Genomic DNA, 26,755 nt, shown 5'->3' with positions numbered 1-26,755 from the left:
CGAACAAGGCGAGTTTTTTACAGCCCTTAAATAAAATTCCTCACGTTATTATTCCGGCTAAACTTATATATCGCAATCATAAAGAACACAAGAGCGAAGGCCAATAAAGTTGCCAGATTCAATGACAAACTGCTGAGTGTATGTCCTTTTTGCAGCTCAGAAATTGTATCGAGCAGCCATCTTTGCGGCAGGAAATCTGCAATTTTTTGTGCAGCCTTTGGCATGATTTCCACTGGCCAGAAGCAGCCTGCCAACAGACAGGTGGGAGTCATAATAAGATTTTGCAAGGCACCTGCAGAATTCGAGTTGGTGGCAAAGGCGGTAATCACTAATGATAAACCAACAGAGACAAGTGAGAAAAACATCATCACACCAATCATTTCCCAGAAGGGGAACCCAGCTGAAATACCAAAGACTTTCGTCATAACCGTCAAGGTGACAACCACTTGAATGGTCATAATGATCATATTGACAATCACATTAGAAAGAACATACTTTTTTCCGTCTATTGGAGCCGACATAATCCGGAAATAGGTGCGGTTTTCTTTTTCTTTTAGAATCAATTCGGATAGGCCGCCTGCAGAGTTGAGCATAATCATCAGCAGAAAGCCAATTGTCTGAATAGTCATATCGTTGTTATTAGATGTATCTTTTAAAGAATGGGTAGATACTTTAAACTCCGAATTTTGGTAATTTTGATAGAGAGTATTAAAAACCGTAAAATCCCCATTGGCAGAAGTGCTTAAGGACGAGAGGTTACCAATATAGTTGTTAAGGTAGGCCTTTATATAAGTCGTGACCTGTGCCCCTTTAACCGAGACGATCTGCACCTCAGGCTTTTCGCCGTTCATGATCGTTTGTGAAAAACCTGGTTCGAGGATAATTGCGCAATCCAGGGCGCCGGAAGCGATTTTATTTTTGACCTCCGATTCTGCTAGTTTACTTGTTTTAACATTATTTAAATCACTGATAAACCTGCTGGTATTTTGCGAAATTGTCGTCTGATCCAGGTCGACAATCCCGGCATTGAGAAAGGTGGGACCTGTATTGCCATAAGCCATGAAGGCAATGAAGATGCCCAGTAACGGCACAAGAACGTATGCGAAAATTCTTCGCTTGTTTAAAAAGATGGAACGTAATGAATTGGCCACCAGCCACATGATTTCTTTCATCCTAGAGACCCTCCCGTTTTCTGAATGCAACGATGGCTATCAACAGGAAAACAATGGCTATTCCTATATTTAATGAAATTGCAGGCAGTGCAGCCATTAAGTCATTGTTATAAATACTTTTTGTTAACGCATCCCTTGCCCATGTAAGTGGCGACAAATTCGTCATGAGCTTCAGAAACCCGTCGGCGTTGTCAATCCTGAAATACGCCCCGCCAAAAAAGGCAGCAAGCTGCAGGACGATCATGACAATGGTTTGCACACCTTGATCCGTTTTAATGATATAGCTGAGGCCGAGCCCAAAGCTGACGGCAAGGAATACGAGCGTGAACAGAATGAGCACCACTATGCCGGGATGGCTGCCCCAATTGGCGCTAAAAGCAAAACGGCTGAATGCCATTACAAGCAAGATGCAAACAAAGTTAATACCGATTCCTCCCAAAATTTTACCGAGAAAAATTTCCATTTTGTTGATAGGTGCAATGGCGAGTCGAATGGCTGTGTTCCGTCTTCTTTCTCCTCGGATCAAGGAACTGGCGGAAATGGCACTGTATAAGGCGATCATAGTCGTCATTGCCATCGCATAATAATCCATTGATCCCGGTGCTTTATTTGCATTTAAGGAGGTTTCTTTTACATAGTCGCTCGAGGTACTTGCCAATACGGCTTGCACTTGTTCAGGTTTTTCCTTTGCTACTTCGGTGATCAAATTGTATTTATCGGTAAAAGCAGTCAGCATGCCTTCAACCATACTTGCCTGGATGCTGTTCCGCTCACTGCCGTAAAATTGAATTCCTTTATCCGTGACTTCCACATAGGCATCATAGTGGTTTTGCTTAACTGCACGCTTTCCGTCTGTACGTTCAGAAGCTTTTGAGAAATGAATGTCTTTCTTTTTGGCTTCTTTTATAAAATTTTGGAATGGGGCAGAGAAGCTGCTGTCATTTTTTTCGGTATATAGCACATTGATTTTTCCAATTTTAATGCTTTTGTCAAAGGTACTAGACAAAGCAGTTCCAAGAATCAACATTAATACGATAGGGAAGGCCAACATAAACACCAGCGTCCTAATATCTCGAATGTTGCGCTTGAATTCATTTAGAGCGATATTGATGATATTCACGATTGAGTCCTCCTAATCTCTTAAATTTCTACCGGTTAAAGTAAGAAAAACGGTTTCAAGGTTTGGAGCCAGTTCCTGGAGTGAGCGGATTTCCTTTCCTCTGTTAATGAAGAACTGAATAATCTGGTTTAAGTTGTTTACTTCCGATTGGGAGTTGATTTTTACAACATTTTCCTCGATGGAAACGGAATTAACCCCTTTGATCTCCTTTAATGACGCTTCGTCGAGGTTTTCTGAGTTTTTCACTTCAATCAATATATCCTTAGTATCCGTAATAATCGCTTTTAATTGTTCCTTTGTTCCTTCCGCAATCACCTTACCATGATCGACAATGGCAATCCGCGAACAGATTTCTTCCACCTCTTCCATGTAGTGGCTCGTGTAAATGACGGTACAGCCCATATCGTTTAATTTGCGGACAGAGGTTAAAATGTAGTTTCGTGATTGGGGATCAATGCCAACAGTGGGTTCATCCATAATAATCAGCTTTGGCCGATGGGCAATTGCACAAGCAATATTCAATCTGCGTTTCATCCCGCCGGAAAAGTTCTTTGGGTAGCTCTTTTGCTTATCAAAGAGACCGACAAACTCCAGTGCCTCTTCGACTCGTTCTTTCAACTCTGTTCCTCGCAGTCCGTATAATCCCGCAAAAAATCTCACATTCTCGTAAGCTGTCATATCCTCATAAATCGCCAGGTCCTGCGGTACAATCCCGATATTCATCTTGGCAAACTTACTGTGTGAAGCAATGTTCTTACCGAGGATATGGATTTCCCCGCTGTTATTTCGTAATAGACCAGAAATCATATTAATCGTTGTACTCTTGCCAGCTCCATTTGATCCAAGGAAACCGAAAATTTCACCTTCTTGAATCGCTAAGGACATATTATCAACAGCAATAAAATCGCCAAATTTCTTCGTTAAATTTTTAATCTCCAACACGTTCATAAACTCACCTCATATGGAATGGTGCCTGACACCATTTCCTGTATTTGTAATTTTATTATAAGGAAAAAGGGTGAACTAACATAAGTGCATTAGTTCACCCTTTATACATGAGAAATTTCATGTTTTTCATATGAATGCTTTCATTAGGCGATGGGGAGGAGGGTGGTGACGGAGAATCCATTGGTTCCATCGACGATAACTGTGCCTTTTATGGAGGCGGTCCGTTCTTCCATACCTACGATGCCGAGCCCTTTTACCACTTTGCCGGATCCAATCCCTTTACCGTTATCACGGACCTCGACCCGAACAACCTTATTCAATACCTGAATGTCAATCGAAATTTCCGACGCACCTGAGTATTTTAATGAATTCGTGAGGGCTTCGGTAATATTCTCAGCAATAATCTTCCATTGAATAGGCGTAATCAGATCTATGTTTCCTTTGTATACAAACGGCATTCGTAACTGGTGCTGGATAGAAAACTCCTCAATGAACAGTTTTAGGCGCTGTAAGCCGATTTGTTCGGTTGGAGGCTTCATATTTTTTAAGGTAATCCTAATTTCCTCGATGCCTTCTTTTGAAATGTTTATCGCATTCTGAAGAAGCTCCACTGCTCTAGTCTGATCAATGGCCATAAGAGTCTTCGCGGCTTCCATTTGAATCAGTGCGCCAGTCATGGAGTGGCCGATGCTGTCATGAATCTGCTGGGAAATCCGGTTGCGTTCCTCTAAGCGATAGGTATATTCCGATTGCCTAATGTACTCTTTATTTTCATTAAGGCTTTTGGAGAGCCGCTGTATGTCTACCCGCATCTTATCAAGCGTATTCTCATAGTTAATCAGCCTTTTCGAGTAATGGCTGGTCATAAAATAAACTACAAAGCAGAAGGTTGCAATCAGACCGTATGACGCCTGTTGCTGAGGGACAATGAATCCAGGCAGCAATCCCACTACCAATAACAACCACTTTTTTTCAAAAAAAGGCCAGGTAAGCTCATAGATATTATTTGGCAGGAGCAGGATGAATAACGAATTCACTTCCCGAAAGAAAATAAAAATCAGCGTCATCGACACGAGGTGAATGCCAATCTTCACTTTTTCCAATTGAACAAGGTAAACCGTAATATTGATACTGATATACACTAAAATCGAAAGGACAATCCAAGCCAGATTGCTTGTTTCAGATTGGACATAGGAAAAGCTGAGAAACAGGATGATAATAAGCTTGCTGAAAATGATCCATAATTCCATTTCTTGGTCCTCTTAATCTACTGAGCCAGTAAGAAAGTAAATGGCAATTTGTGTTCGATGCTCCAAGCCAGTTTTACCTAGAATCGAAGTAATATAGTTAGCAACTGTGCCTTCCGAAATAAACAGCTCCTTTGAAATCGCCTTGTTGGAATAGCCCTTGGCGATTAGTGTCATGATGTCCATTTCCCGCTCGGTGAAGAGGCTGGCATCCACCTTGGACTCGGGTTTTGCCTTGCCAGTCATTTTGGATTTAACCTTATCGAGCACGACATCCTGCATAACGGTGTTACCATAGTAGACACTTTTAATGGCATCGCGGATTCGTTCCGGGTCGGTATTTTTCAATAAGTAGCCTTTTGCCCCATTCTTAATCGCATCCATAATGTACTCATCGTCATCAAAGGTTGTCAGAATCATCGGCTTAGTGTTTGTTGTTTCCGTCAGAAGTTTTGTTGCTTCAACGCCATTCATATTGGGCATCCTTACATCCAGAAGCGCAATGTCAACTTGATGATGTTGACAATATTCAACTGCTTGCTTACCATCATCTACGGTTGCCAGCACCTCAAACTCCCCGTATGTACTCAAAATGATCTTCATACCTTCGCGAATAAACGAATTATCATCCGCAATCAAAATTTTTATATTCATGTCACAGCAGGACTGACCTGCCCTTCACATCCTTAAATTGGTAGTAGCTAACATAAACATAGCAGAAAGAAGGATTTTTGAGGAGTACCTGATGAATAAATAAAATTTTATGATACCAAGAATTAGTGCACATTAAAAAGAGCTTTATTTAAGCTCCTTTTTAAATCATATTGAATCTTTATTAATTTTTTATCCAGGTCAATAATCGTAGAATATCAAATGGTTGATTCCAAGTAACAATAATACTCAAAAGGAAAAATGCAGCAACTGCTAAAAACTTTATATTACCTTGTTCCTTTGTGTACATTGCACCAAAACTTGCTAATAATCCAATAAACAAAATACTAAATCCTGAAACCATTAGTGGCTCAAAATAAATTGAATAAATATAAGCAAAACTGATGAACAAGACACCTAAAATAGTAAATATAATAGATAGTTTACTAAGTATTTTCATAGGAAACTCCTTTTTTACTAAATTATACCAATTTACAACAATTAAGCCAATATTGGTTGAGGTGTTATTTATACATAAAAAGATTTGGTCCCTTATTTTGAAAGTAAAATTAAAAAAACGCCAAATGATTGGCGTTTCAATTGTCAATAATTATCTAGATCAGTATCGATTTGTCCTCCATACTTGCCACGCGGTTCAGGAACCTCGTCTAATACGATCGGCTTTTTAGAAGCATCGGATGTTGAATCGTTATTGCTTTTATCATTCAATTTTTGATTTTTATCCAAAGGTATCACCTCCATGAGTTAAGGTATGGAAAAATCGGGATAATATACAGTTACCTCCATAAATTAGTTGAAAAATTATTAGTGGTCACAGTCTGAATAATTAATATATAATCATAGAATCACGCACTTGGACCATATGGAGTGGAAAGATATGCTTAATGAATTTTTCATGTACACATTTACCGTTATCATTGCAGGCGCATTAAGCCTCTTTTGATGCTTTTATGCACAATTCAGGCTCAAGGATGCGCCTGGTGTAAGGCCATATATTTTAGTAACTCTGTTCTCGGCTTTTTTTACCTTTTCATATGCGTTTGAACTAGCAAGTCCGTCGCTAGAGCGAATTAAATTTTGTTGAACTTTTTGGACAAGCTTTTGAGTATTCAAGTTAGGATGAACAGATCATAGATCGGGATCTTTCTAGTATAAATATTACAGATTTTAGCTGGATCTGTAAAAATTTTTATTATTTTGACATTAAAAATGACAAGCTTCTCTTCATATATTCTAATGCCTGATAAATTTATTTGAAGGGAGCATGCTTTTATGGTTTTTATTTGGCTTTTACTTGCGATCGTTTTGGTGGGAATTATCGGTTTCTTCATAGCGAAAAAGTCAAAAGAAAAGCAGGAAGAACTTCAAAACGTTGACACAGCAGAGGCATTACCCAAATTTAGATTTGATGATTAATAAGATGTTTATATAAAAATTAAATGGTTTACTCTTAACGGGTTCATTTTGGCTGTCATTTTTGGCAGCCTCTTTGTTTGTATTGATAGGGAATTAAAGGCAAATATCGGTAGATAGCTGCAAAACCTATTGTTCTCTAAAAGATTGCCCACTCATTTTCAATGCAGTCCTAAGCTTAGGAATGGAAGAAGGTCCAATACCATGTAATTGCAAAATCTCGTTTTCGCTATAGTTGGAAAGCTGTTGTAAAGTAATGATGCCATTGTTTTCCAATGCGCGTCTGGATGGTGCCGAGAGAAGAGAAAGAAATCCTTCGGCAGGTTTCCGTTCTTGCTCACAAATCGGGCAGGTTGGACAGTCGCTGCTTTTATAGTATTTGTGGCCTTTATCGCAAGTCCTTAAACGTTTAATTGAAGTTGTCATTTTTTAAGATCTCCTTTTTGATCGTAGGTTAGCTAATTTATAAATCATATATTAACATAAAATCCCATTAACTTAGAAGAAGGATATATTGGATTACGTTGGAAATTAGGTATAATAATACAATTTGTCCAAAAAATAGATAAGTGTGTTATAATTTCAAGTAATTCAATATAGAGGGTGAAAGAATGATTAATATGTTAGGTCAAATCATGTTGTATGTAAATAATCAAGATGAGGCAGTGAAATTTTGGACAGAAAAAGTAGGTTTTAAGGTGATTTCAGAGGAAAATAATGGTCAGGGGATGAGATGGATTGAAATTGCCCCAGCAAATGGAGTCGAGACAAGTATAGTACTACATAATAAGGAACTAATTTCTAAAATGCAGCCAGAATTAAATCTTGGTACACCTTCCATAATGTTTTTTTCAAGAGACCTAGATCAATTATACACTGACTTATCCAATAAAAACATTACTGTCGGTGAAATGGTCACTATGCCTTCTGGTAGAATATTCAATTTTGCAGATAGTGAAAATAATTACTTTGCCGTAATGGAAAGAAAGTGAAATTACAATATTCAGCTGCCATGTAGGCAAAATGATTGAATTATTGAAAGCGTTTCTACTAAAAGTGGAAACGCTATTTTTACTTTTTTAATAATCAGAACAATCATAATATATAAAAAATTATACCGAAGTGTGAGTAATATAAATGGATTTACTTGGAAGTTAGCCATATGTTTTAATAGAATTAACCTGTTATTTAGGATATCTCTGTACAAAAGTGGGTGTATCAGTTTGACGAATAATGAGACATACGACGTGTTGACCATTGACACGGTTTCACGACAACTAGGTATTACACCAAGAACGCTTCGTTACTATGAGCAAGTCGGGCTAATTTCGCCTGCATTACGTACAAATGGCGGGCATCGTCTTTATGAACAAAACACGATTGATCGTCTTAAGCAAATTCTGCGGCTGAAAGATTATTTGGGTATCTCTCTGCAAGAGATTCAGGAAGTGATGGAGGCGGAGGAGTCGCTTAAAGACATAAGACAGACGTTTCATGAGAATGCCGAGAGTGCCGATGTACAAAGAGTGCTGGTGAATCAATACATCGATGTTTTACACAACTTGATTGAAAAAATGAATTCGAAAATAGAAAACGTAGTAACCATGCGTGATATGTATCAAGAGCAATTGGAACGTTCTTTACACTTTATGGACGAATTGAAGAAAAGGTAAAAGTCCCAATCCGTTTTAATTAACTAATTCCTTGGAGCACGGTCATTAATCAGATGATTAATGATTGTGCTCTTTTTTCTTTAACAGATATGAAACTAGGAATATCCTTTTCTAAAAATTCATATTATTTAATGACGTTGACGTTAACGTCAATTAGAAAAGAGGAGGTTTTTATGATGTGGCAACTTTGGCTTACTGGACTGATCGGTATCTGGCTCATCATTTCTCCGTGGGTGTATGGTTTCACCAGTAATGTTGGCGCTATGTGGAATAGTGTCATTTTTGGTATCATCGTCTTAATTCTAGCTATTTGGTCAGGGGCGGCGAACAAAAACAATAATTCTTAGAACAGTTTTAAATCTGCCAACAGCAAGCTTTCTTCATTTTCAGCCTCTGTTGTTGGCAGAAATTATAAGAATGTGTAGGAAATGTACACAGGATTGAATGAATATACAAATAGATAGCAAACGAGTGATATTGACTTTTAGCATAGGATTTCCATAAATCGGAGGAGCGGATGCGTTTTGGAATTTACAGTTCGAAAGGTGAAAACAAAAATATTTACTGGTTCCCCTAATGATGTCGAGGAACAGGTAAATATTTTTTTAAATACGCTTGACCAAATGAATTATGTAGATATCAAGGTAACAACTTTGGAAGGAGGCATAATTTCTGCAGTGGTGGTATATAAGGTCGTGCAAAAACTATAGAAGAATCAAAACTTAGAGAAAATATTTTAAGCACAAAAGCAGCTCTATTTCATTTTTATAACAAAAATTGTTTAGTTGCAGAAGGAAAAATAAAAAAGAGCTGAATGCTCTTTTTTTATTTTTCCTTTTTTAAAACCAAAATAGTAGGTTATTTTGCGTTAGAATATGATTTCAACTGGAGGTAATACTAACCAAAAATGCGGATGAAGGAGTTCCCATGCAAACGATTATGCCTATTAAATTAAGTTCAAATAAAACTAACACGAAAGAAAAATTAACTTCAGCAGAAATGGGCAAACTTTGGGCAACTTATACGGGAAACAGTATGGCAAAATGCGTGTTAAGTTATTATCTTCAACACGTTGAGGATGAGGATATTAAAACTTTATTAGAGAATGCAGTAAAATTATGCGAAGAGTTTATGAAAGTATCCAAGGAAATTTTTGAAAAGGAAAACTTCCCTATTCCTATAGGATTCAGTAAAGAAGATGTAAACCTTGGTGCCCCTCGGTTATTCGAAGATCAATTCTATGTTCATTACTTGAAATATGCAGCTAAAGCCGGTATGAGTATTTATAACGTAGGCCTGCCACTTGTTTATCGAAAGGATGTAGTGGAGTTTTTTACTTATTGTATGAATTCTACCATGGCTCTGATGGAACAAATCAAAGAGATACTAATGAACAAAGGTTTTATCATCAAACCACCTCTTATTCCGGTTCCGGATAAAGCTGAATTTGTTCATCAGGACTTTTTAAATGGTTTTTTCGGACATGTCAGGCCTTTGCATGCTTTAGAAATTGCTCATTTTTACGATAATATTGAAAATAATGTAACCAGTAAAGCCCTCATTATGGCATTTGCACAAGTTGCAAAGGATGAAAAGATTAGGAAGTTATTTGAAAAAGGCCGGGACCTGACAACTAAAAATATTGAAGCGTATATGCAAAAGCTTTCTGATGAAAATCTGCCTTCGCCGCCCTTTCTTGACCATTTGGTAACGGCATCTACATTTTCTCCCTTTTCAGACAAGTTAATGTTATTTCATAAGATGGATATGTTTTCAATGAAAATCAGAGCGTTTGGAAATTCAGTGGCTGTAAATGGACGACATGATATAGGCATGATCTATTCAAAATCGTTTATGAAAATCTCCCTATTTGTTGAAGAAGCAGCAAAAACGATGATTGAAAAGGGATGGATGGAACAACCACCTAAAGCAGTTGATAGAAAAAATTTAACAGCAAATTAGTAGGTATTTGAACTAATAAATGAACCGTTTTAATTACCTTAACCTGTCCAATTTTACTCTGTCCATCATTCTTAATTTAGAGATGACGACATATTAATAGATTAAAAAGACAGGACAAGGTGATATAAATTTTTCAGAAATTAATGGCTACTCTCATTGGCAGTTTGCTATTAGGAATTGGGGTAAATGGGTTTTTAGTACCCCATCATTTAATTGACGGCGGAGTCCTTGGAATTGCATTAGTACTTCATTACTTCTTTAATTTTCAGACTGGAGTTACAATGGTGGCTTTGAGTCTGCCTATCTGTATATTCGCATCAACAACGGAACGAGGGTATTTTTTTAGCAATGTACAAGGGCTGCTGTTTTCTTCTCTGTTCATTGATTTGCTTTCACCTCTGCGCAATCAATTTTTCCTATCACAGCTTTCAAGTGCATTAATAGGAGGAGTCATTATTGGAACGGGTGTTGGTCTAATGCTCAGATATAAGACTAGTACTGGAGGTACTGACTTACTTGCTAAAATCATTGCTGCAAATTTCACCTTAAATATTGCCCTTGCCATCATAATCATTGATGGACTCATTGTTTTAGCAGGTTTTACTGTACTGGCATTAGACACATTCCTTTATTCATGCGTGGCTATTACAATTGTTGGCATAACAACTTCCTTGATTAAAGGGAATTCATCTTAGGAAGGTTGAAAAATATAAAGCAGCGTAAAAAATGTGTTTTGACTAAATTTAATTTTTAAGGGTTGACTGATGTTAAAAAAAATAATAAAATGGGGAAAATTCAAAAAAATCAAACGCGATGATTGGGAGTATTAAGGGATATTTATTGTTAAGAGAGCTGTCGGTTGGTGAGAGACAGTCAATAACGCCCCCAACTCACCCAGGAGTGGTAAGGCTGAAATGTAGGCCTTAACGGTTGATCACCGTAATAAAGTCGTTAAGTGGATTCGTTTGCTTTTTAAACGAATCAAAAAGAGTGGTACCACGTAGGCAAAGCCTGTCGTCTCTTATGAGATGATAGGCTTTTTTTATTTAATAAAGACAAATTAAATTGATAAAAAGGTGGGCAACAGAATGAAAAATATTGAAAAGTATTCCAGAGGTTATTTCATGCCTCCAGTAAAAAGCTTGAAATGGACGGAAAAGGAGTATATTGAGGAAGCTCCGACATGGTGCAGTGTGGATCTGAGAGATGGAAACCAAGCCTTGGTTGTGCCGATGAGTCTAGAGGAGAAGCTGGAATATTTTCAATTACTGTTGGAAGTAGGCTTCAAGGAAATAGAAGTAGGCTTTCCTGCGGCATCTGAAACAGAATATACTTTTTTACGTACCTTGATTGAACAGGAATTAATTCCTGAAGATGTGACGATTCAAGTATTGACCCAGTCAAGAGAACATATTATCAGAAAAACGTTTGAATCGCTTCAAGGCGTAAATAAAGCTGTCGTCCACCTTTACAATTCAACATCCGTGCCGCAGCGTGAGCAGGTGTTCCAAAAAACGGAGGAAGAAATTATCGACATTGCTGTAACCGGGGCAATAATGGTTAAGAAATACGCTTCCGAAACGGAGGGGAATTTCCAGTTTCAATATTCACCGGAAAGCTTCACGGGTACAGAAATGGAGTTTGCGCTTGAAATTTGCAACCGCGTACTGGATGTATGGCAGCCAACTGCTGACAACAAGGTGATTATCAATCTTCCAGCTACAGTATCCATGTCAATGCCACATGTTTATGCGAGTCAAATCGAATACATGAGTGATCATCTAAACTACCGGGACAATGTGATTCTTTCCCTTCATCCACACAATGACAGGGGAACCGGGGTCGCAGATGCAGAGCTAGGAATGCTTGCAGGAGCTCAGAGGGTAGAAGGAACACTGTTTGGAAATGGAGAAAGAACAGGAAATGTAGACATCGTAACACTTGCCTTAAACATGTATTCTCACGGTGTAAATCCAAAGCTTCATTTTGAAAATATCTATCATATCCTTGCCAAATATGAAAAATTAACAAGAATGAAGGTTCATGAAAGACACCCATATGGCGGTGAACTTGTCTTTACGGCCTTCTCAGGATCACATCAGGATGCCATCGCAAAAGGAATGAAATGGCGTGAGGAAAGAGAAAATGAGTATTGGACAGTCCCTTATCTATTGATTGATCCAAAGGATATTGGCAGACAGTATGAGGGAGATATTATCCGGATTAATAGCCAATCTGGTAAAGGTGGTATCGGTTATGTGCTGATGCAGAATTTTGGACTTGATCTGCCGGCAGAGATGCGTGAAAGCTTTGGTTATAGTGTTAAAAATGTATCGGACCACATGCACAAGGAACTTATGCCAAACGAAATTCATGATATTTTCTTAAAAGAATATGTAAATATAAATACACCGGTTGAGTTTATCAATTACAGATTTACTCAAAATGAAAAATATGAAACAACTGTATCAGTTAAGTTAAATAACGAGGCTCATGAATTTACTGGTGTAGGGAATGGAAAACTTGACGCCATCAGCAATGGTCTGCGAACCACACTTGGTATCAATTTTAAAGATTTAGTTTATAAGGAGCATGCACTAGAAAGAGGATCGGAATCAAATGCTGTATCTTATGTCGGATTTACGGCTCTAGATGGTGCTGTTTATTGGGGCTGTGGGATTGATGCTGATATTATGACTTCTTCCATAAAAGCACTGTTTAGTGCCGTAAATAAAATGGTATCTAGTGTTGAATCTACAATTGGAAAAGGATTTTCACTTTCAGAAAGATAAGTTTTCCTGATTTTTTTTATAAGTATGGATGTGGGCAGCTGCGTGGTCTGTTGTGAACAGTTAATGCGGCAGCCCTTTATCTTGTTATGAAATTAATCTTTTAAAAAGCTAAAGCTACATAAACTAATACGATAAAATTGGTTCTGGAAGTGTGAATACATATGAAAATGATCGATGCTCATATTCATTTAGATCAATATAAAGATCAAGAAATAGAATCGATATTGAAAAGTTCAGACTCGATTGAAGCATTGCTGTCCGTTTCATTTGACCTAGAATCATGTAAGCGAAATCTAGAATTATCGAGAAAGTATCCAAAGGTAAAGCCTGCATTTGGGTTTCATCCTGAGCAAAGTCTGCCGGCTGAACAAGAGTTCAGCATGCTGATAGAATGGATGAATCAACATCGAACAGAAATGATGGCGGTTGGAGAGGTGGGTTTGCCATACTATCTAAGATTGGACCAAAAGGTATCTAGGCTTCAGTACGGTCAATATATTGAACTCCTTGAGACGTTCGTGAAATTGGCAAAGAAATGGGATAAGCCGATTGTCCTGCATGCAGTTTATGATGATGCCCCGATTGTTTGTGATCTATTAGAAAAGCATTCAGTAACAAAGGCTCATTTCCATTGGTTTAAAGGGGATGAAATGACCGTTGCGAGAATGATTCAAAATCGATACTATATTTCAGTTACACCAGAGATTGTCTATAAAGAGAAAATCCAGAACTTAGTTCAAAGCTACCCATTAGAGCAAATGATGATTGAAACAGACGGTCCATGGCCGTTCGAAGGTCCATTTTCGGGAAAAATGACTCACCCTGCTATGATGAGGGAATCAATCTTCAAGATTGCTGAAATAAAAAACCTTTCAGAAACAGAAGTCTCTGAAAGATTAGTTGAAAACACTAAGAAATTTTATGGGATATAATTAGTTGTTAGCATTGTTTACCACCGAATTAGTAAATAAAAATAAAAGAAGATATAATGAACATTTATATCTTCTAACATTATTAGATGTCATCGTTTATTGAGAATAAAGCTCGAGTACCGTTTAGGTATATGTTTGACCCAATACTGATGGAATTCATCCAGTACTTCTTTTGCAAATAAGTCTCCTTCACCTTCATCCCGTATTACCCCGTAATCCAATCTGCTTTGATTGGTAGCACCATTAAGCTGAACACAATTTTCTAAGTCCAATTCAATATAGAATTGCACTTCAATGCCATCCAAATTGGTGATGGCAGCAAGATAATTGCCGAATTCTTCGATAAGAATTTCGATCATCCAGCCTTTTTGTTCACATTCTTTTAAAAATGCTTGATATAATCTGATAAAGGTATTTAAATCCATTTAGACCCCACATCCTTTACAGAATGTTGAATATTTTTCTATCTGAAGAATAAATCACATACAGCAGCATCTAGCTGAAAAACAGCGAGACTTTCACTCCGGTTTTGTTCCTTATCAAACTATATGCAGTAAGTTCAACGAAAAGAAGACTCAGATGATATTTGTTGGACAATATAAGAAATTGGTTTTTAGATTCCTTCTTTGGCTTAAATTGTATTGATAAATTCTTGTTAAATGAATAAAATTCTTTATACTTCATTTTTAAATAGAGTAATTGAATGATCATTAGATAGGATACAAAAGTTTATAAAAAGAAAGGAACTTTTATGGAAACTCAACAATCCCTAAGTACTGAAAAAAGCAGCACTTCCTTAAAGGTAAATCCAAAATACAATTATTATCTTTTACTCAGTATCGTCTTTGGAGGATTTCTGATCTTTGGTTTATCCGAAAACATTAAAGGTCCAGCTATTCCAATCATACAAAATGAACTTCATTTAAATCAGTCACAAATTGGTATTTTGTTAGCCTTGAATTCTTTAGGCTATCTTCTTGCCTGTTCATTTACATCGGCATTAAGCAACAAAATAGGGATCAAATGGACGGGAATCATCGCATTTTTATCCATGGCATTAGCGGGTTTTGTGATATATCTATCCGTGAATTATCCCACTCTGTCTGCTTCGTTCTTTTTACTCTATATTGGCAACGGCGTTCTTGAGATTGGTCTGGGCATCATGGCTGCTCGAATTTTCACTAAAAATACGGGAACGATGATGAACCTTTCGCACTTTTTTTACGGGCTAAGTTCAACCGTAGCTCCGACGATAGCGGCATCGATAATGGGCTGGAATATGTTTGGTGATGAAATTGGATGGAGAGGGATGTACCTTTTGGTTTTACTGTTGTCTCTTCTGCCAATTGTTCCTTCGGTGTTAGGTAAATTCCCAGAAGAAACTCATGAAATAGAAGAAACTACTTCCTACAAGTCTCTAATCCGGGACCCTGTCGCATGGCTCATAGTCGCTGTTTTATCCTTCGGTGTGGTCTCAGAGATTGCGATTGGAAGCTGGCTGGTACAATTCTTGGTAAAAGCCTATCGTTGGAACATCCATGATGCATCGAGGATGTTGTCTATGTTTTTCCTTTTCTTTATGCTTGCTAGGCTTTTTTTAGGAGCCGTTACGGATAAAATTGGTTTTACCTTATCGATTATTATTGCTTCCGCTTTTTCAGGTATTTGTAGTTTAGCTGCGATTTTGACAGGCGAAAAAGGAGCGATGTTATTTGCCATATCAGGAGTGGGCATTGCGTTAATATATCCTACCGTGATGGCGCTTTTAGCTAAGCGGTACCCAAAAGGTACAGGAGCGGCGATTACGTTTACGGTAACCCTAATGGGAATCGCCAGTGTGATTGGTAATCTATTGATTGGTTTTATTATTGATTTAGTTAGTAAGATGTTCAAAAGTGAGAATGGCGGAGTGAACGTGATCTTGGGATTGCAGGCAGGATATGGATTTATTGCTGTTCTAGCACTTATATGTTCGGGCTGCAGCATCGTCTTGTATATGATATTAAAAAAGAAAAATGAATTAATCTGACTTTAAATGTAAGAAGGTACACTACCATTTATGTGTGTGTACCTTCTTTTGTTATCTGACATTATTTTTAGCTATTCATCGCTTTTTGTATTTCCGGATGATTCATGAGAATTTCACTTCCATAATAATAACTAATTGTCAGCGCTATGACTAGACCAATATAAATTAAAAATAATTGCAGTTTCGTTTTTTTATCGGTTTTATAATAGCTTTCTGTGATTTGTACATCTCTTTTAAAAGCTGTTAATCTTTTTTCTAATTGGTTAAGAATACCTAAAATAACTTGTTGATTTTGATAGCTATGTTCTTCACTTAAAAAATAGGCACCTGATAATTGCTGAAGATAATGATCTTTTTTCATTTTTTCAATTTCTACATTTAGTGTATTTAATAATTTAATCATCTCCATATCGGAGGTTTTCGATTTTGCCTTTCTAACCAATTCTTGAGTCGAGTCTAGAGAATAGGATTCCTGCTTTAATTTTTCTAAGATGTGTTCAAGTTCTTGCACTTCTAATTGATCGTCTTTTAAACGTTTTTGTTTTTTATATAATTTGTACCATTCTCTAGAACCTAGGATGACGATGATAAAACCTAATATACTAAGCCGATAAATAGAGTAAGCTAATAACAAAATGATTCCTAAGCCCCAAAGCTTAGTGCTAATCCCGGCGGCAATTCTCCCGCCATCCAGTGGGGTGATAGGGATTAAATTAAATAAATTGATCATCCCGCCTAATATAATTAGAAGGGCCCAAAATGGCTCATGTGTATAAACATACAAAGGGATGGCCGGCAAAAAGGATAACAATCCAAATAAAGGACCCATGTAGGCGACAAATCCCTCATCTTTTGCATTCTTCGGCATTTCCTTCATTCCAATAACCGCACCCATAAAAGGGATAAACACAGCTGGGCTAACTGGCAGTTTAATTCTTTTAGCTGCATACGCGTGGCCCATTTCATGAATAAATAAGAGATAGACTAAGGCTACAGCAAACTTCCAGCCAAAAATGAAAGCGTATGTCCCAAGATAAATAAACATACTCAAAAGTGTTTGAAGTTTAAGGAATTTTAAAATGACTAAAACATATTTTAATTTACCTAATAATAAAACTCCGATTGTACCTAATACTCCCCAAGAGGTACTCTTGCCGTTTTTGATCTTCCTTTTTTTCAAATAAACAGCCCCTTTAAAAACACATTATCGGAAAATTAGTTGTATGACTATTATACAAGAAATGATGGGAAAATAAGTTAAAGAATAAGAAAGTATGGATATAAAATTTGAAGGAAACAAAGTGAGAAGAATCTTGTTGATTAGGATATGACAGCTTTTACGGGCGTTTTATTTTTATAAAAGTTGGATAACTTAAACAAGAATGGAAAAAGTAGGTTGAGGTGCTATAAAGCCTTTCTATTATATGGAGTACAGTATTTGATTGAGAAAATAAAAAGATTTAGCTGATTTAACGACCGAAAAGCCCCAATTCATCTTGCACGAGTTGGCTTTTATAGCCGTACGGGCACAAACAGAGGGTTAATGGATGTATCCCTAAAAAAAATGTTTATAGAAGAATGGGACTTTCTTAAAAGAGGGTCCCATTTTTATAATTTGGTTGATGGTTTGTCAATCTAATTGACAATGTCCGGAGTGTTTTGTATAGTAGTGGCGATATAATGATTGGAGTGATAAGGATGAACGCTGAATTACAACACTTGGATTTAATTGATTCAATCAGTGAGCGGCATGTCCAACTTCGAAGAATAACTGAAAAACTGTGGAACGATAATAGTGAAGTATCCATTTCGAATTCTGAATGGTTTATTATGGCAAGAATTTATAAAAAACAGCCAACCATATCAGCTGTTTCAAAAAATGTAGATATTTCACGTTAAGCAACTCATAAGTTTATTAGAAGCCTGGAGTCTAAAGGATTAGTTGAAATTAAAAATGTAGAGAATAATAAAAAAGAAAAATGCCTGGAGTTAACAGCATTTGGCGAAGAATGTTATGTGAAAAACGAGACGTTAAAAGCGGAACTAGAGAGAAAAATTGCAGATCAGATTGGAGCAGAACAGGTAATACTGCTTAAAGAGATACTAAAATTAGATTGGGGATTATAGCAATTGGCTATAATCCCTAATTTTTTTCTCTATTAGATATTACTAGATTAATAGTTAATTGTCATACCAACCGTTTTCTTTTTACCTAACAGATTTACCAATAATACACCCGAAACGGTAATGATTCCTCCCACAATAGAGAGGGTGCTTGGCCATTCTTGCAGCCAAACCCAAGCTACTAATATGGCAAATACAGGCTCAATGTAAAGAATGGTTGAAACAGAGCTGGCATTTCCCATCGAAAGAGCTATAGCCCAAGTAACATAAGCGATGCCTGCCGGGAATATTCCTACGTAAATGGCTGACAAATTTGCTTGTAATGTTGCATGCTGAATCCCCTCAATCAGCCCAGGTGAGAAAACTAGAAATGGAAGTGTGCCGGCCCAGGTAAAATAGGCTGTCAATTCAATGGGCTTGTAGCGATCGAAGAGCGGTTTTTGTAAAACAAAGAAAATAGAAGTGGCCGCTGCAGCAATTAATATAAGGATGATTCCCGAAGAAAAAGTAAATGTGTCATTTGAGCCCATGGTTATAATGGCTATGCCTGCAAATCCAATGAAAAGTCCTATCCATCCCATTACCTCAAGCCGCTCTTTTAACACAAACATGGCAATAATGGTGGTGAAAATTGGTGAAGACGCTACAAGCATGGCCGCCGTACCGGCCGATATGGTTTGAGAACCAAAGGTAACACCTATATGGTAGGTGCTGATCCCTATCCAACCCAAAATTAAAATTCTAAACCAGTCTTTTTTGGCTGGAAGTTGGAATTTAACTCCGGGAAGAAGTGCGTAAATAACAAACGAAAGAGAGGCAATTAAATAGCGAAATAACACTAAGTGGCCTGATGAATATCCACCTTGCAGGCTTGCGCGGATGGCAGCAAACGCAGAGCCCCATATAATTACCGTTATCATTGCCATAGCAAGTGCTTTTTTATTCATAAAAATCCCCTTTACATAAACAATTACCGTTTTAATCCGTTAAGGTCATATGCTTTTTATTATATCATTTAAAACCAGCAGAAAATAAATTACTTGAGAGATATTGGAATTGCAACATTGAATGAAATATCGACATTTGCAAAAAATAGCTATCAAAGGTATAACAAAAAGGGAGGTACTAAAATGCCCAAAGTAGAAGTTTCATGTGCAATCTCGAACTGCACATTCTATGGAGATGGAAATGTCTGTACTGCTGATAAGATTATGGTTGAACTGGATAGCCATGCAAGATATGATACCGAAATGTCTGCCGAGTTAGGTGAAAAGAATCATCAAGATACAGCTGACCATTCGGCGGAGACATGTTGTAAAACATTTAAGCCAAAGCGGAGTTGAATTAGTTAATAGAAAGGGGCATTCATTGGATTTGGTCTGATGAATGCTCTTTTTGATTGTCATGGATTAAAAAGATACCTATCTTGACCTTCATACACAATCTTGCTCATTTCTGCCTTATTGGTATAAAAAATCAAAAAAATAAGATAGAATATATTATAAAAATATCGAAAATTCAGATACTTCTTTTATCAAAAGGAGGGGTGTTAATGTTTGATTCACAAGATGTTGCTGAAAAACTACCTTTTGGATTTTTAGTAGTGAACAGTAAAGGATACATAACGTTTGCCAACGAAATTTGTGAAGGTTTCCTTGATTTACACAAATCCAAAAATATTCAAGATTTATTACCCGGTAGTACGATCATTAAGGTCATTAAAGAAGGAAATTTTGAGGTCACAAATTATTACCTGAATGAAAGAACGCTGTTAATGAGTTTTCCAATAGTAAAGCAAGATTTAGGTGCCATTCTAATTTTTCAGGAAGAGATTTTTCAGGGTTTTGTCAATCATTTACCTAAAGTCATAGAGCTAAAACAAGAGTTAGAAGCTATCATGAACCTAAGTGGTGAATTGGTCACAATTACAGATGCTAATGGTATTGTATTACGGGTAAATAACACTTGTGAGCACTTTTTTGGAGTGAGAGAAGTTGACCTAGTTGGGAAATCTACCAATAGTTTAGAAAAAGCAGGGGTTATTAATGTTTCTTCCACACAACAGGTCTTAGAAAAAAAGCGTAAAATTACGATGCATCAAACCACTAAGTCAGGACGCCGCTTAATGGTGGAAGGGCATCCTATATTTCATGATGATGGAACATTAAATAAAATAATCAATATATCTAAAGATGTTACAGAAATATCTAATCTTCATGAAAAGCTGGAAGAAACAAGAATATTACTAGATTACTATCAGAACGAGCTAAGCCATCTACAAAAACAGAATAAAGAGATGGTGGTCAAATCGAGAGCAATGGAAAAGGTTTATGAGCTAGTTTGCCGGGTGGCCAATGTAGACGCAACGATTTATCTTCATGGTGAAACCGGTGTCGGCAAAGAAGTATTAGCAAGGACCATCCATCAATTAAGCAATCGAAAAAAAGCCCCTTTTATTAAGGTGAACTGTGGAGCGATTCCAGAGAGTATTATGGAATCGGAGCTGTTTGGATATACGAAAGGTGCCTTTACCGGGGCAAATAAAGAAGGAAAAAAAGGGTTGGCCCTTGCAGCTGATAAAGGAACATTATTCTTAGATGAAATTGGAGAATTACCTTTTAGCCTGCAAGCGAAATTATTGCAGTTATTACAAGAGAAACAGTTCACTCCTCTTGGAGGTACAGAACCCGTTCAAGTCGATGTTCGATTTATAGCGGCAACCAATCGTAACCTAGAAGAAATGGTGAAAAAGGGGTCATTCCGGGAAGACCTATATTATCGTTTGGTAGTGATTCCAATCAACATTCCTTCCTTATCGGATCGTAAGGAGGATATTCCTTTCTTGATAAATCATTTCAAAGAGATGTTTAATCAAAAATATAGATTAAACAAATCCTTTGACCCAGAAGTAATTCAAAGTTTTATAGATTTTGAATGGAAAGGGAATGTCCGTGAACTGCAGAACACGGTTGAAAGGTTAATCGTCACCGCTCCGGATCAATGTATAGAAATGAAACATCTCCCTGAACAGTTTTTGCCATCCTATGCGTCAAAAACGAGAAAGATAGGGAACGGCTTGAATCTAAAAGAAGAAATGGAACGATATGAGAAACTGATTCTTTTACAGGTTCTAGAGACGTCATCGACCATGAAGGAAGCAAGTGTCAAGTTGGGCGTGGATGCATCGACAATCACAAGGAAAGTGAGGAAATACAACATTAACGTTGCAAAATTGCAATTTCAATTGTGAAATTGCAATTTTTTATTATCCACTACTATTAAGTGGTTTTTTAGAAAATTCGGAATTTTATTCGTTGCAATAATGCAATTACATAGAAAACGCAGGATTCAAAAGTCTTTATTTATAGCATTCTTAAACTTGGCATGCTTCTTGCAATTATAAAAGTGTAAGCAAAATAAGGAGGTAACAGTTAATGAAATTATTTGGCGTAGATGTCGGAGGAACATTTACTGATGTAATCTTTACAGACACGGAAAAAAGAATCACTGCCATTCATAAAGTTCCAACTACATTGGAAGATCCATCCACGGGTGTTGTCCAAGGGATTCTGGAGCTCTGTGAACGTCAAAACATTAACAGGACAGAAATAGACCACGTGTTTCATGGGACAACAATTGCAACCAATGCCATTCTCGAGAATGATGGTGCAAAAACGGGAATGATTACGACAAAGGGATATCGGGATATCATTCACATTGGTAGACACCAGCGTCCGCAAAACTATTCAATTATGCAGGAAATTCCATGGCAAGATCGCCCACTTGTTCAAAGAAGACACCGATTAACGGTTTCTGAGAGAATGGGTCCTGCTAAGGAGCAGGTTATTACACCGCTTCATGAAGAAGAAGTACGAGGCGCAGTCGCTACTTTAAAGGAGTCAGGCGTTGATTCTATTATTGTTAACTTCTTATTCTCATATATTAACCCACAGCATGAACAAAGAGTAAAAGAAATTATTGAAGAAGAATACCCAGAAGCATTCATCACGATTTCTTCTGATGTTTCGCCACAGTTTCGTGAATTTGAACGATTTACTACTTCATCCATAAACGGCTTTATTGGGCCAAAAGTAAAAAGTTATATTCAAAACCTAGATGTGAGGTTAAAAGAATCCGGAGTCCCAGCTGAATTACATATTATGTGCTCAAATGGAGGAGTGGCCACACCTAAAACCGTTTCAGAAAAACCGGTAAACACACTGCTTTCAGGTCCGGCAGCGGGAATTTTAGGCGGTGCATGGGCTGGGGAACTGACGAACAGAGAGAAGTTAATTACCTTTGACGTTGGTGGTACGAGTGCAGATATCGGTATTATCACTGGAAGTGGATATAGTGAATCATCTGCTCGTGATACATGGATTGCCGGATATCCTGTAATGGTTCCGATGATTGACATTCATACGATTGGAGCAGGTGGAGGCAGTATCGCTCATATTAATGAAGGTGGTGCTTTTAAGGTTGGGCCAAGAAGTGCCGGTTCAAGACCTGGTCCTGCTTGTTATGGTCATGGCGGGACAAAGCCGACCGTTAGTGATGCGAATGTTGTCTTAGGCCGAATTGATGAACACAATTTCCTAGGCGGCGAGATGAAAATATATAGCAATGCCGCTTATAAGGTGATTGATGAGCTGTCAGAAAATTTAGGTTTGAGCAGAGAAAGAACGGCAGAAGGTATTCTTCAAATCATGAATAATAATATGGCCAATGCCATTCGGGAAAAAACCATTCAAAAGGGTGAGGATCCAAGAGAATTCTCCTTGGTTGCCTTTGGGGGCGCAGGACCGCTTCATGCCGTAGAAGTTGCACAAATCTTAAATATCCCAGAGGTCATTATACCGTTGTACCCAGGAATTAATTCAGCCACTGGATTATTAACAACAGACCTTAAATATGACGTAATCAAGACAGAGTTTATGATAAGCACCCATTTTGATTTTATCGGGCTTAATGAAGACTTTATAGCGTTAGAGAAACAAATTATTAGCCAATTAAAAGATGATGGCGTAGAGGAAGAGCAGATTCAAGTTCTCCGCAGTGCGGATTGTCGATACGCAGGTCAAGGTTATGAGCTTCGTGTCGACTTACCAGGTGGAGTATTGGATAAAGAAACCATCGTTGAAGCATTAAATAACTTCCATGAAATTCATAAGGCAGAATATGGACATAACTTCCTTGACAGCCCAATCGAATTTGTCAACATTCGTGTGACAGGGCTAGGATACATGCCAAAAATCGAGAAACAAGCTGTCCATCATCAGCATCAATTAGAGGATGCACTGCTTAAGACAGGTACAACAATTTTTAATATTGACGGAAATCTTGAAAACGTTGAAACCAAGTTTTATCAGAGAGAAAAAATTCCTGTTGATACAGAGTTCGCTGGTCCTTGTATTGTGCTTCAAAAAGATACGACAACTGTTATTCCGCCAAACTGTACAGCGTATATTGAGGAATTTGGAAATATGATTATCAAGGTAGGTGTATAAATGATGACACAGACTCAAGTTGGAACAGAATTAAAAAAGATTGACCCTATCACAGTTCAGGTTGTGCTTGGGGCTTTAGAAAACGTGGCAATTGAAATGGGGCATAAGCTGGCAAGAATGTCCTATTCTAGTATTATCCGAGAATCAGAGGATTTTGGCTGTGCTCTCGTTGATATTAATGGACAACAATTATGTGAATCATCTCATAGTACGCCTCTTCAGTCCGGCCCAATCCCAGGCTATGTGAAGGGAATTCAACAGATTATGGAGGAAAGGAAGGATACTTTCCAACCTGGGGATGTGATTATGCATAACTCTCCTTATCATGGCGCGTCCCATGGGCCTGACGTCGGGTTCTGTATACCGGTTTTTTATCAAGATAAGCTCATTGGGTTTTCAGTTACAACCGCCCATCACCTAGATATTGGCGCCTCTACACCAGGAAGCTGCGGCATTGTGGATGCGGTGGATGCTTATGCAGAGGGTCTTCAATTTAAAGCCATCAAGGTCTATGACAGAGGAATTAAAAATCGATATGTTTGGGATATTTTAATGGATAATATCCGGGCTCCTAAATTGGTTGTCGGCGATATGGAAGCCCAAATAGCTGCTGCTAGAATCGGGGCGCAGCGATATATCGAAATTATTGAAAAGTATGGTTTAGAAACCGTTGAAGCAGCCGCAGAGGAATTGATGAATTACTCCGAAAAAATGATGAGAGATGCCATTAACAAACTGCCAGATGGCGAATATTCGGCTGAAGGGTTTTTAGATGGATACTTGGACAGCGATGATCCATCTAAAAAGGATTTAAAAATCGCCGTAACTGTGAAGGTCAATGGTAATGAATTAACAGTTGATTTAACAGGAACTTCACCACAGGTTTCTGATAGACCCATTAATATGCCATTAGTTGGTACAGTTGATATCGCCATTTATTTAACATTGAGATCTATTCTATTAGATTCCACCAAATACGGGAACTTCCCGCAAAACTCTGGTTTAACACGGCCAATCAACATAGTGGCACCAAAAGGAACCATGTGCAATCCGATATTCCCAGCCCCGACCATTGCCCGGTTTAACTCAGGGAACATTGTCGCAGATACACTCATGAAAGCATTGGCCCAGGTGGTTCCGCATCAAATAAGTGCCGGAGTCGGCAACCTTCAAGTAGTCGCGTTCAGTGGGAAGACCGAAGATGAAAACTATTGGGTTTACATGGATATTATGGAAGGCAGTTATGGCGGTCGTTACGGTAAGGACGGTATGGATGCCGTTGACACTTTGTACGCTAATACACGAAACAACCCAATCGAGGATATCGAATCTCACTATCCATTACAAGTAAATCGCTACGAGCTCAGAGATCATGATAGTGCCCCAGGTAAATGGCGTGGAGGGATTGGATCGGTCCGCGAGGTTACCTTCTTAAGCGATGGAAGCTTTTCTGTCGAAGCAGATGGTCATAAATTTGCACCGTGGGGATTTGATCATGGAAAATCAGGGTCAGTTGGCGGTTTATCCATCAGCGACGAGGAAACAGGAGAAATCGTGAAACTGCCATCAAAGCTGCCCAATCGAACGGTTTCATCAGGAAGTACGATTCAGTTAGTCGGGCCTTGTGGCGGGGGATATGGAGACCCATTCGAAAGGAATCCAGAGAAAGTCTTGTCCGATTATTTTGACGGATATATCACGAAAGAGAAAGCTCTTTCAGATTATGGAGTTGTGATAACCAATGACGAGACCATTGATTATAACAAGACAGATGCGCTAAGAAAAAATAATTAGAGCTAACATACATTCAGGAGTGCAGCCGGAAAAGAGGGTATGAAATGCAAACAGTAAGCAAAATAAATGGAGAAAGGCTCTATACGCGCATTATGGAGCTAGGGGAGATTGGTAAAAACGAACAAAATGGAGTCGAGAGACGTGCGTTAAGTAAGGAAGACAAAGAGGCTCACATTCTTGTATCCAAATGGATGGAGGAGGCTGGGTTAACCGTTTCACATGATAATTTTGGCAATTTGATTGGGCGTATAGAGGGAACAAAACCTCAATTACCGGCGGTAATGATCGGATCACATATCGATTCTGTCCGAAACGGTGGGAGGTTTGATGGAATCATTGGGGTCTTAGCTGGAATCGAAATCGCCCATGCGATTTCTCTGTCAAACCTTGCCCATGAACATCCGATTGAAGTGGTCGCCTTTTGTGAAGAGGAGGGCTCTCGATTTAATGATGGCCTGTTTGGAAGTAGAGGCATGGTTGGTAAAATAACCAAAGCAGATTTTAATAAAGTGGATGAAAACCATGTTACTAGATATGAAGCTCTTAAATCCTTTGGCTACGGGATTAATCCGGATTGTTTCGAAGAATCAATCCGTACTAATGGGGAGATTAAGTTATATTTAGAGATGCATATCGAACAGGGACCATACTTAGATACTACGAACCAGTCGGTTGGGATTGTTCAAGGAATTGCTGGTCCGGCATGGTATACCATTAAATTGGAGGGTGTGGCAGGTCATGCGGGAACGGTTCCTATGTCCCTAAGGAATGATCCGCTCGTAGGAGCAGCTGAATTAATCGTAGAAGTGGATAAGGTTTGCAGTGGCGAGTCAGCAAAGCAAACGGTTGGCACCGTGGGCATTATCCAAGCCTATCCAGGCGGGAGTAATATCATCCCAAATGTGGTCGAGTTTTCACTCGATTTGAGGGATATCAACCTGTCACGACGAAACAGAGTCTTTAATCAAATTGAAACCAAACTCAAGCAGATCTGTAAAGAAAGAGGCTTGGCCTATACGATTAATTGTAATATGGAAATCGACCCAGTGGAGTGTTCCAAAGAGGTTGTAGATAGGTTAAGCGTGGTTAGCGAAACAAAAGGTATTACCGCCCCAATCATGGTTAGCGGCGCTGGTCATGATGCGATGCTATTAGCTGAGATAACCGATATCGGAATGATTTTTGTTCGCTGTCGGGATGGAATTAGCCATAATCCGAAAGAATGGGCTGAAATCGCCGATATCATCAATGGAACCGAAATCCTTTTTGAAACAGTATTAAATTATATCTAATATTTCTTGGCATGGCAGTGATCGGACTGCCATGCTTAGGAAATAGGGTAAGGTATAGCTTGAGTATTTTGAAAACTC

The 26,755-nt window shown here is 38.1% G+C and carries 26 protein-coding genes, 1 pseudogene and 1 other annotated feature; of the genes and pseudogenes, 16 read left to right on the top strand and 11 right to left on the bottom strand.

The features are described from left to right. Window positions 1–26 precede the first annotated feature (26 nt). From AAHB15_RS21340 to AAHB15_RS21310, 7 genes are all read right to left on the bottom strand, one after another. On the bottom strand, window positions 27–1,172 hold the full coding sequence (locus tag AAHB15_RS21340; RefSeq protein WP_335574262.1) for an ABC transporter permease: 1,146 nt from the start codon (window positions 1,170–1,172) through the stop codon (window positions 27–29). Between the two features lies 1 nt (window position 1,173). Then, the gene (locus AAHB15_RS21335) at window positions 1,174–2,292 is read right to left on the bottom strand and encodes an ABC transporter permease (RefSeq protein WP_342043274.1); all 1,119 of its coding nucleotides are present in this window, start codon (window positions 2,290–2,292) and stop codon (window positions 1,174–1,176) included. Window positions 2,293–2,304: 12 nt separating this feature from the next. Then, window positions 2,305–3,240 carry an ABC transporter ATP-binding protein gene (locus tag AAHB15_RS21330; protein WP_335574260.1) on the bottom strand — a complete coding sequence of 312 codons (936 nt, stop codon included), beginning with the start codon at window positions 3,238–3,240 and terminating at the stop codon, window positions 2,305–2,307. 143 nt (window positions 3,241–3,383) lie between these two features. Further along, the gene (locus AAHB15_RS21325) at window positions 3,384–4,490 is read right to left on the bottom strand and encodes a sensor histidine kinase (RefSeq protein ID WP_335574259.1); all 1,107 of its coding nucleotides are present in this window, start codon (window positions 4,488–4,490) and stop codon (window positions 3,384–3,386) included. Between the two features lie 12 nt (window positions 4,491–4,502). Beyond that, the gene (locus AAHB15_RS21320) at window positions 4,503–5,141 is read right to left on the bottom strand and encodes a response regulator transcription factor (RefSeq protein WP_335574258.1); all 639 of its coding nucleotides are present in this window, start codon (window positions 5,139–5,141) and stop codon (window positions 4,503–4,505) included. Window positions 5,142–5,322: 181 nt separating this feature from the next. Beyond that, window positions 5,323–5,598, bottom strand: a complete 276-nt coding sequence (locus AAHB15_RS21315; protein ID WP_335574257.1) for a hypothetical protein — start codon at window positions 5,596–5,598, stop codon at window positions 5,323–5,325. A 143-nt stretch (window positions 5,599–5,741) separates the two neighbouring features. Further along, the gene (locus tag AAHB15_RS21310) at window positions 5,742–5,885 is read right to left on the bottom strand and encodes a hypothetical protein (RefSeq protein ID WP_342043273.1); all 144 of its coding nucleotides are present in this window, start codon (window positions 5,883–5,885) and stop codon (window positions 5,742–5,744) included. A 546-nt stretch (window positions 5,886–6,431) separates the two neighbouring features. Here AAHB15_RS21310 and AAHB15_RS21305 point away from each other — a divergent pair. Next, window positions 6,432–6,575 carry a hypothetical protein gene (locus tag AAHB15_RS21305; RefSeq protein ID WP_335574255.1) on the top strand — a complete coding sequence of 48 codons (144 nt, stop codon included), beginning with the start codon at window positions 6,432–6,434 and terminating at the stop codon, window positions 6,573–6,575. Window positions 6,576–6,701: 126 nt separating this feature from the next. Here AAHB15_RS21305 and AAHB15_RS21300 read toward each other — a convergent pair whose 3' ends face one another. Next, window positions 6,702–6,986, bottom strand: coding sequence for an RNA polymerase alpha subunit C-terminal domain-containing protein (locus tag AAHB15_RS21300; protein WP_335574282.1), 285 nt, complete (start codon window positions 6,984–6,986; stop codon window positions 6,702–6,704). Window positions 6,987–7,183: 197 nt separating this feature from the next. Here AAHB15_RS21300 and AAHB15_RS21295 point away from each other — a divergent pair, with 197 nt between their 5' ends. The 8 genes from AAHB15_RS21295 to AAHB15_RS21260 all read left to right on the top strand — a co-directional run bounded on the left by AAHB15_RS21295 (window position 7,184) and on the right by AAHB15_RS21260 (window position 13,931). After that, window positions 7,184–7,564 carry a VOC family protein gene (locus AAHB15_RS21295; protein ID WP_335574254.1) on the top strand — a complete coding sequence of 127 codons (381 nt, stop codon included), beginning with the start codon at window positions 7,184–7,186 and terminating at the stop codon, window positions 7,562–7,564. Window positions 7,565–7,795: 231 nt separating this feature from the next. Then, window positions 7,796–8,245, top strand: coding sequence for a helix-turn-helix domain-containing protein (locus tag AAHB15_RS21290; RefSeq protein WP_335574253.1), 450 nt, complete (start codon window positions 7,796–7,798; stop codon window positions 8,243–8,245). Between the two features lie 53 nt (window positions 8,246–8,298). Then, window positions 8,299–8,592 carry an SPW repeat protein gene (locus AAHB15_RS30275; RefSeq protein ID WP_420491195.1) on the top strand — a complete coding sequence of 98 codons (294 nt, stop codon included), beginning with the start codon at window positions 8,299–8,301 and terminating at the stop codon, window positions 8,590–8,592. Between the two features lie 177 nt (window positions 8,593–8,769). Then, window positions 8,770–8,955, top strand: a complete 186-nt coding sequence (locus tag AAHB15_RS21280) for a hypothetical protein (protein WP_335574251.1) — start codon at window positions 8,770–8,772, stop codon at window positions 8,953–8,955. A gap of 217 nt (window positions 8,956–9,172) precedes the next feature. Next, window positions 9,173–10,207: a DUF3231 family protein gene (locus AAHB15_RS21275; RefSeq protein ID WP_335574250.1), complete on the top strand. Its 1,035-nt coding sequence runs from the start codon at window positions 9,173–9,175 to the stop codon at window positions 10,205–10,207. Between the two features lie 143 nt (window positions 10,208–10,350). After that, a complete protein-coding gene (locus AAHB15_RS21270; RefSeq protein WP_144566540.1) occupies window positions 10,351–10,902 on the top strand; it encodes a YitT family protein in 552 nt (183 codons plus the stop codon). A gap of 109 nt (window positions 10,903–11,011) precedes the next feature. After that, window positions 11,012–11,232, top strand: a binding site (T-box leader). A gap of 63 nt (window positions 11,233–11,295) precedes the next feature. Continuing rightward, window positions 11,296–12,999, top strand: coding sequence for a 2-isopropylmalate synthase (locus AAHB15_RS21265; RefSeq protein ID WP_335574249.1), 1,704 nt, complete (start codon window positions 11,296–11,298; stop codon window positions 12,997–12,999). A gap of 161 nt (window positions 13,000–13,160) precedes the next feature. Next, window positions 13,161–13,931, top strand: coding sequence for a TatD family hydrolase (locus AAHB15_RS21260; RefSeq protein ID WP_335574248.1), 771 nt, complete (start codon window positions 13,161–13,163; stop codon window positions 13,929–13,931). A gap of 89 nt (window positions 13,932–14,020) precedes the next feature. Here the strand turns inward: AAHB15_RS21260 and AAHB15_RS21255 are convergent, their stop codons facing one another. Beyond that, window positions 14,021–14,356 (bottom strand): hypothetical protein, encoded by a 336-nt coding sequence (locus tag AAHB15_RS21255; RefSeq protein WP_342043271.1) that lies wholly within the window; start codon window positions 14,354–14,356, stop codon window positions 14,021–14,023. Window positions 14,357–14,682: 326 nt separating this feature from the next. Here AAHB15_RS21255 and AAHB15_RS21250 point away from each other — a divergent pair, with 326 nt between their 5' ends. After that, window positions 14,683–15,960 carry an MFS transporter gene (locus AAHB15_RS21250; protein ID WP_342043270.1) on the top strand — a complete coding sequence of 426 codons (1,278 nt, stop codon included), beginning with the start codon at window positions 14,683–14,685 and terminating at the stop codon, window positions 15,958–15,960. 67 nt (window positions 15,961–16,027) lie between these two features. Here AAHB15_RS21250 and AAHB15_RS21245 read toward each other — a convergent pair whose 3' ends face one another. Then, window positions 16,028–17,125: a site-2 protease family protein gene (locus tag AAHB15_RS21245; RefSeq protein WP_420491197.1), complete on the bottom strand. Its 1,098-nt coding sequence runs from the start codon at window positions 17,123–17,125 to the stop codon at window positions 16,028–16,030. Window positions 17,126–17,658: 533 nt separating this feature from the next. Here AAHB15_RS21245 and AAHB15_RS21240 point away from each other — a divergent pair. Further along, window positions 17,659–18,087: pseudogene (locus tag AAHB15_RS21240) on the top strand (MarR family winged helix-turn-helix transcriptional regulator). 47 nt (window positions 18,088–18,134) lie between these two features. Here the strand turns inward: AAHB15_RS21240 and AAHB15_RS21235 are convergent. After that, window positions 18,135–19,031, bottom strand: coding sequence for a DMT family transporter (locus AAHB15_RS21235; RefSeq protein WP_335574244.1), 897 nt, complete (start codon window positions 19,029–19,031; stop codon window positions 18,135–18,137). 183 nt (window positions 19,032–19,214) lie between these two features. Between AAHB15_RS21235 and AAHB15_RS21230 the strand changes: the two genes are divergently transcribed. From AAHB15_RS21230 to AAHB15_RS21210, 5 genes are all read left to right on the top strand, one after another. Next, window positions 19,215–19,427 (top strand): DUF1540 domain-containing protein, encoded by a 213-nt coding sequence (locus AAHB15_RS21230; RefSeq protein WP_144566532.1) that lies wholly within the window; start codon window positions 19,215–19,217, stop codon window positions 19,425–19,427. A 209-nt stretch (window positions 19,428–19,636) separates the two neighbouring features. After that, window positions 19,637–21,334, top strand: a complete 1,698-nt coding sequence (locus tag AAHB15_RS21225) for a sigma-54 interaction domain-containing protein (RefSeq protein ID WP_342043269.1) — start codon at window positions 19,637–19,639, stop codon at window positions 21,332–21,334. Window positions 21,335–21,518: 184 nt separating this feature from the next. Further along, complete coding sequence (locus AAHB15_RS21220) at window positions 21,519–23,591, top strand: hydantoinase/oxoprolinase family protein (RefSeq protein WP_335574241.1); 2,073 nt, start codon at window positions 21,519–21,521, stop codon at window positions 23,589–23,591. Then, window positions 23,592–25,385, top strand: coding sequence for a hydantoinase B/oxoprolinase family protein (locus AAHB15_RS21215; RefSeq protein ID WP_342043268.1), 1,794 nt, complete (start codon window positions 23,592–23,594; stop codon window positions 25,383–25,385). Between the two features lie 44 nt (window positions 25,386–25,429). After that, a complete protein-coding gene (locus tag AAHB15_RS21210; RefSeq protein WP_335574239.1) occupies window positions 25,430–26,677 on the top strand; it encodes a hydantoinase/carbamoylase family amidase in 1,248 nt (415 codons plus the stop codon). Window positions 26,678–26,755: the final 78 nt, after the last annotated feature.

Origin of the sequence: Bacillus sp. OTU2372, from assembly GCF_038440275.1 — a bacterium.
Lineage (GTDB): Bacteria > Bacillota > Bacilli > Bacillales > Cytobacillaceae > Neobacillus > Neobacillus bataviensis_B.
This window is presented reverse-complemented; position numbering and strand designations above follow the sequence as displayed.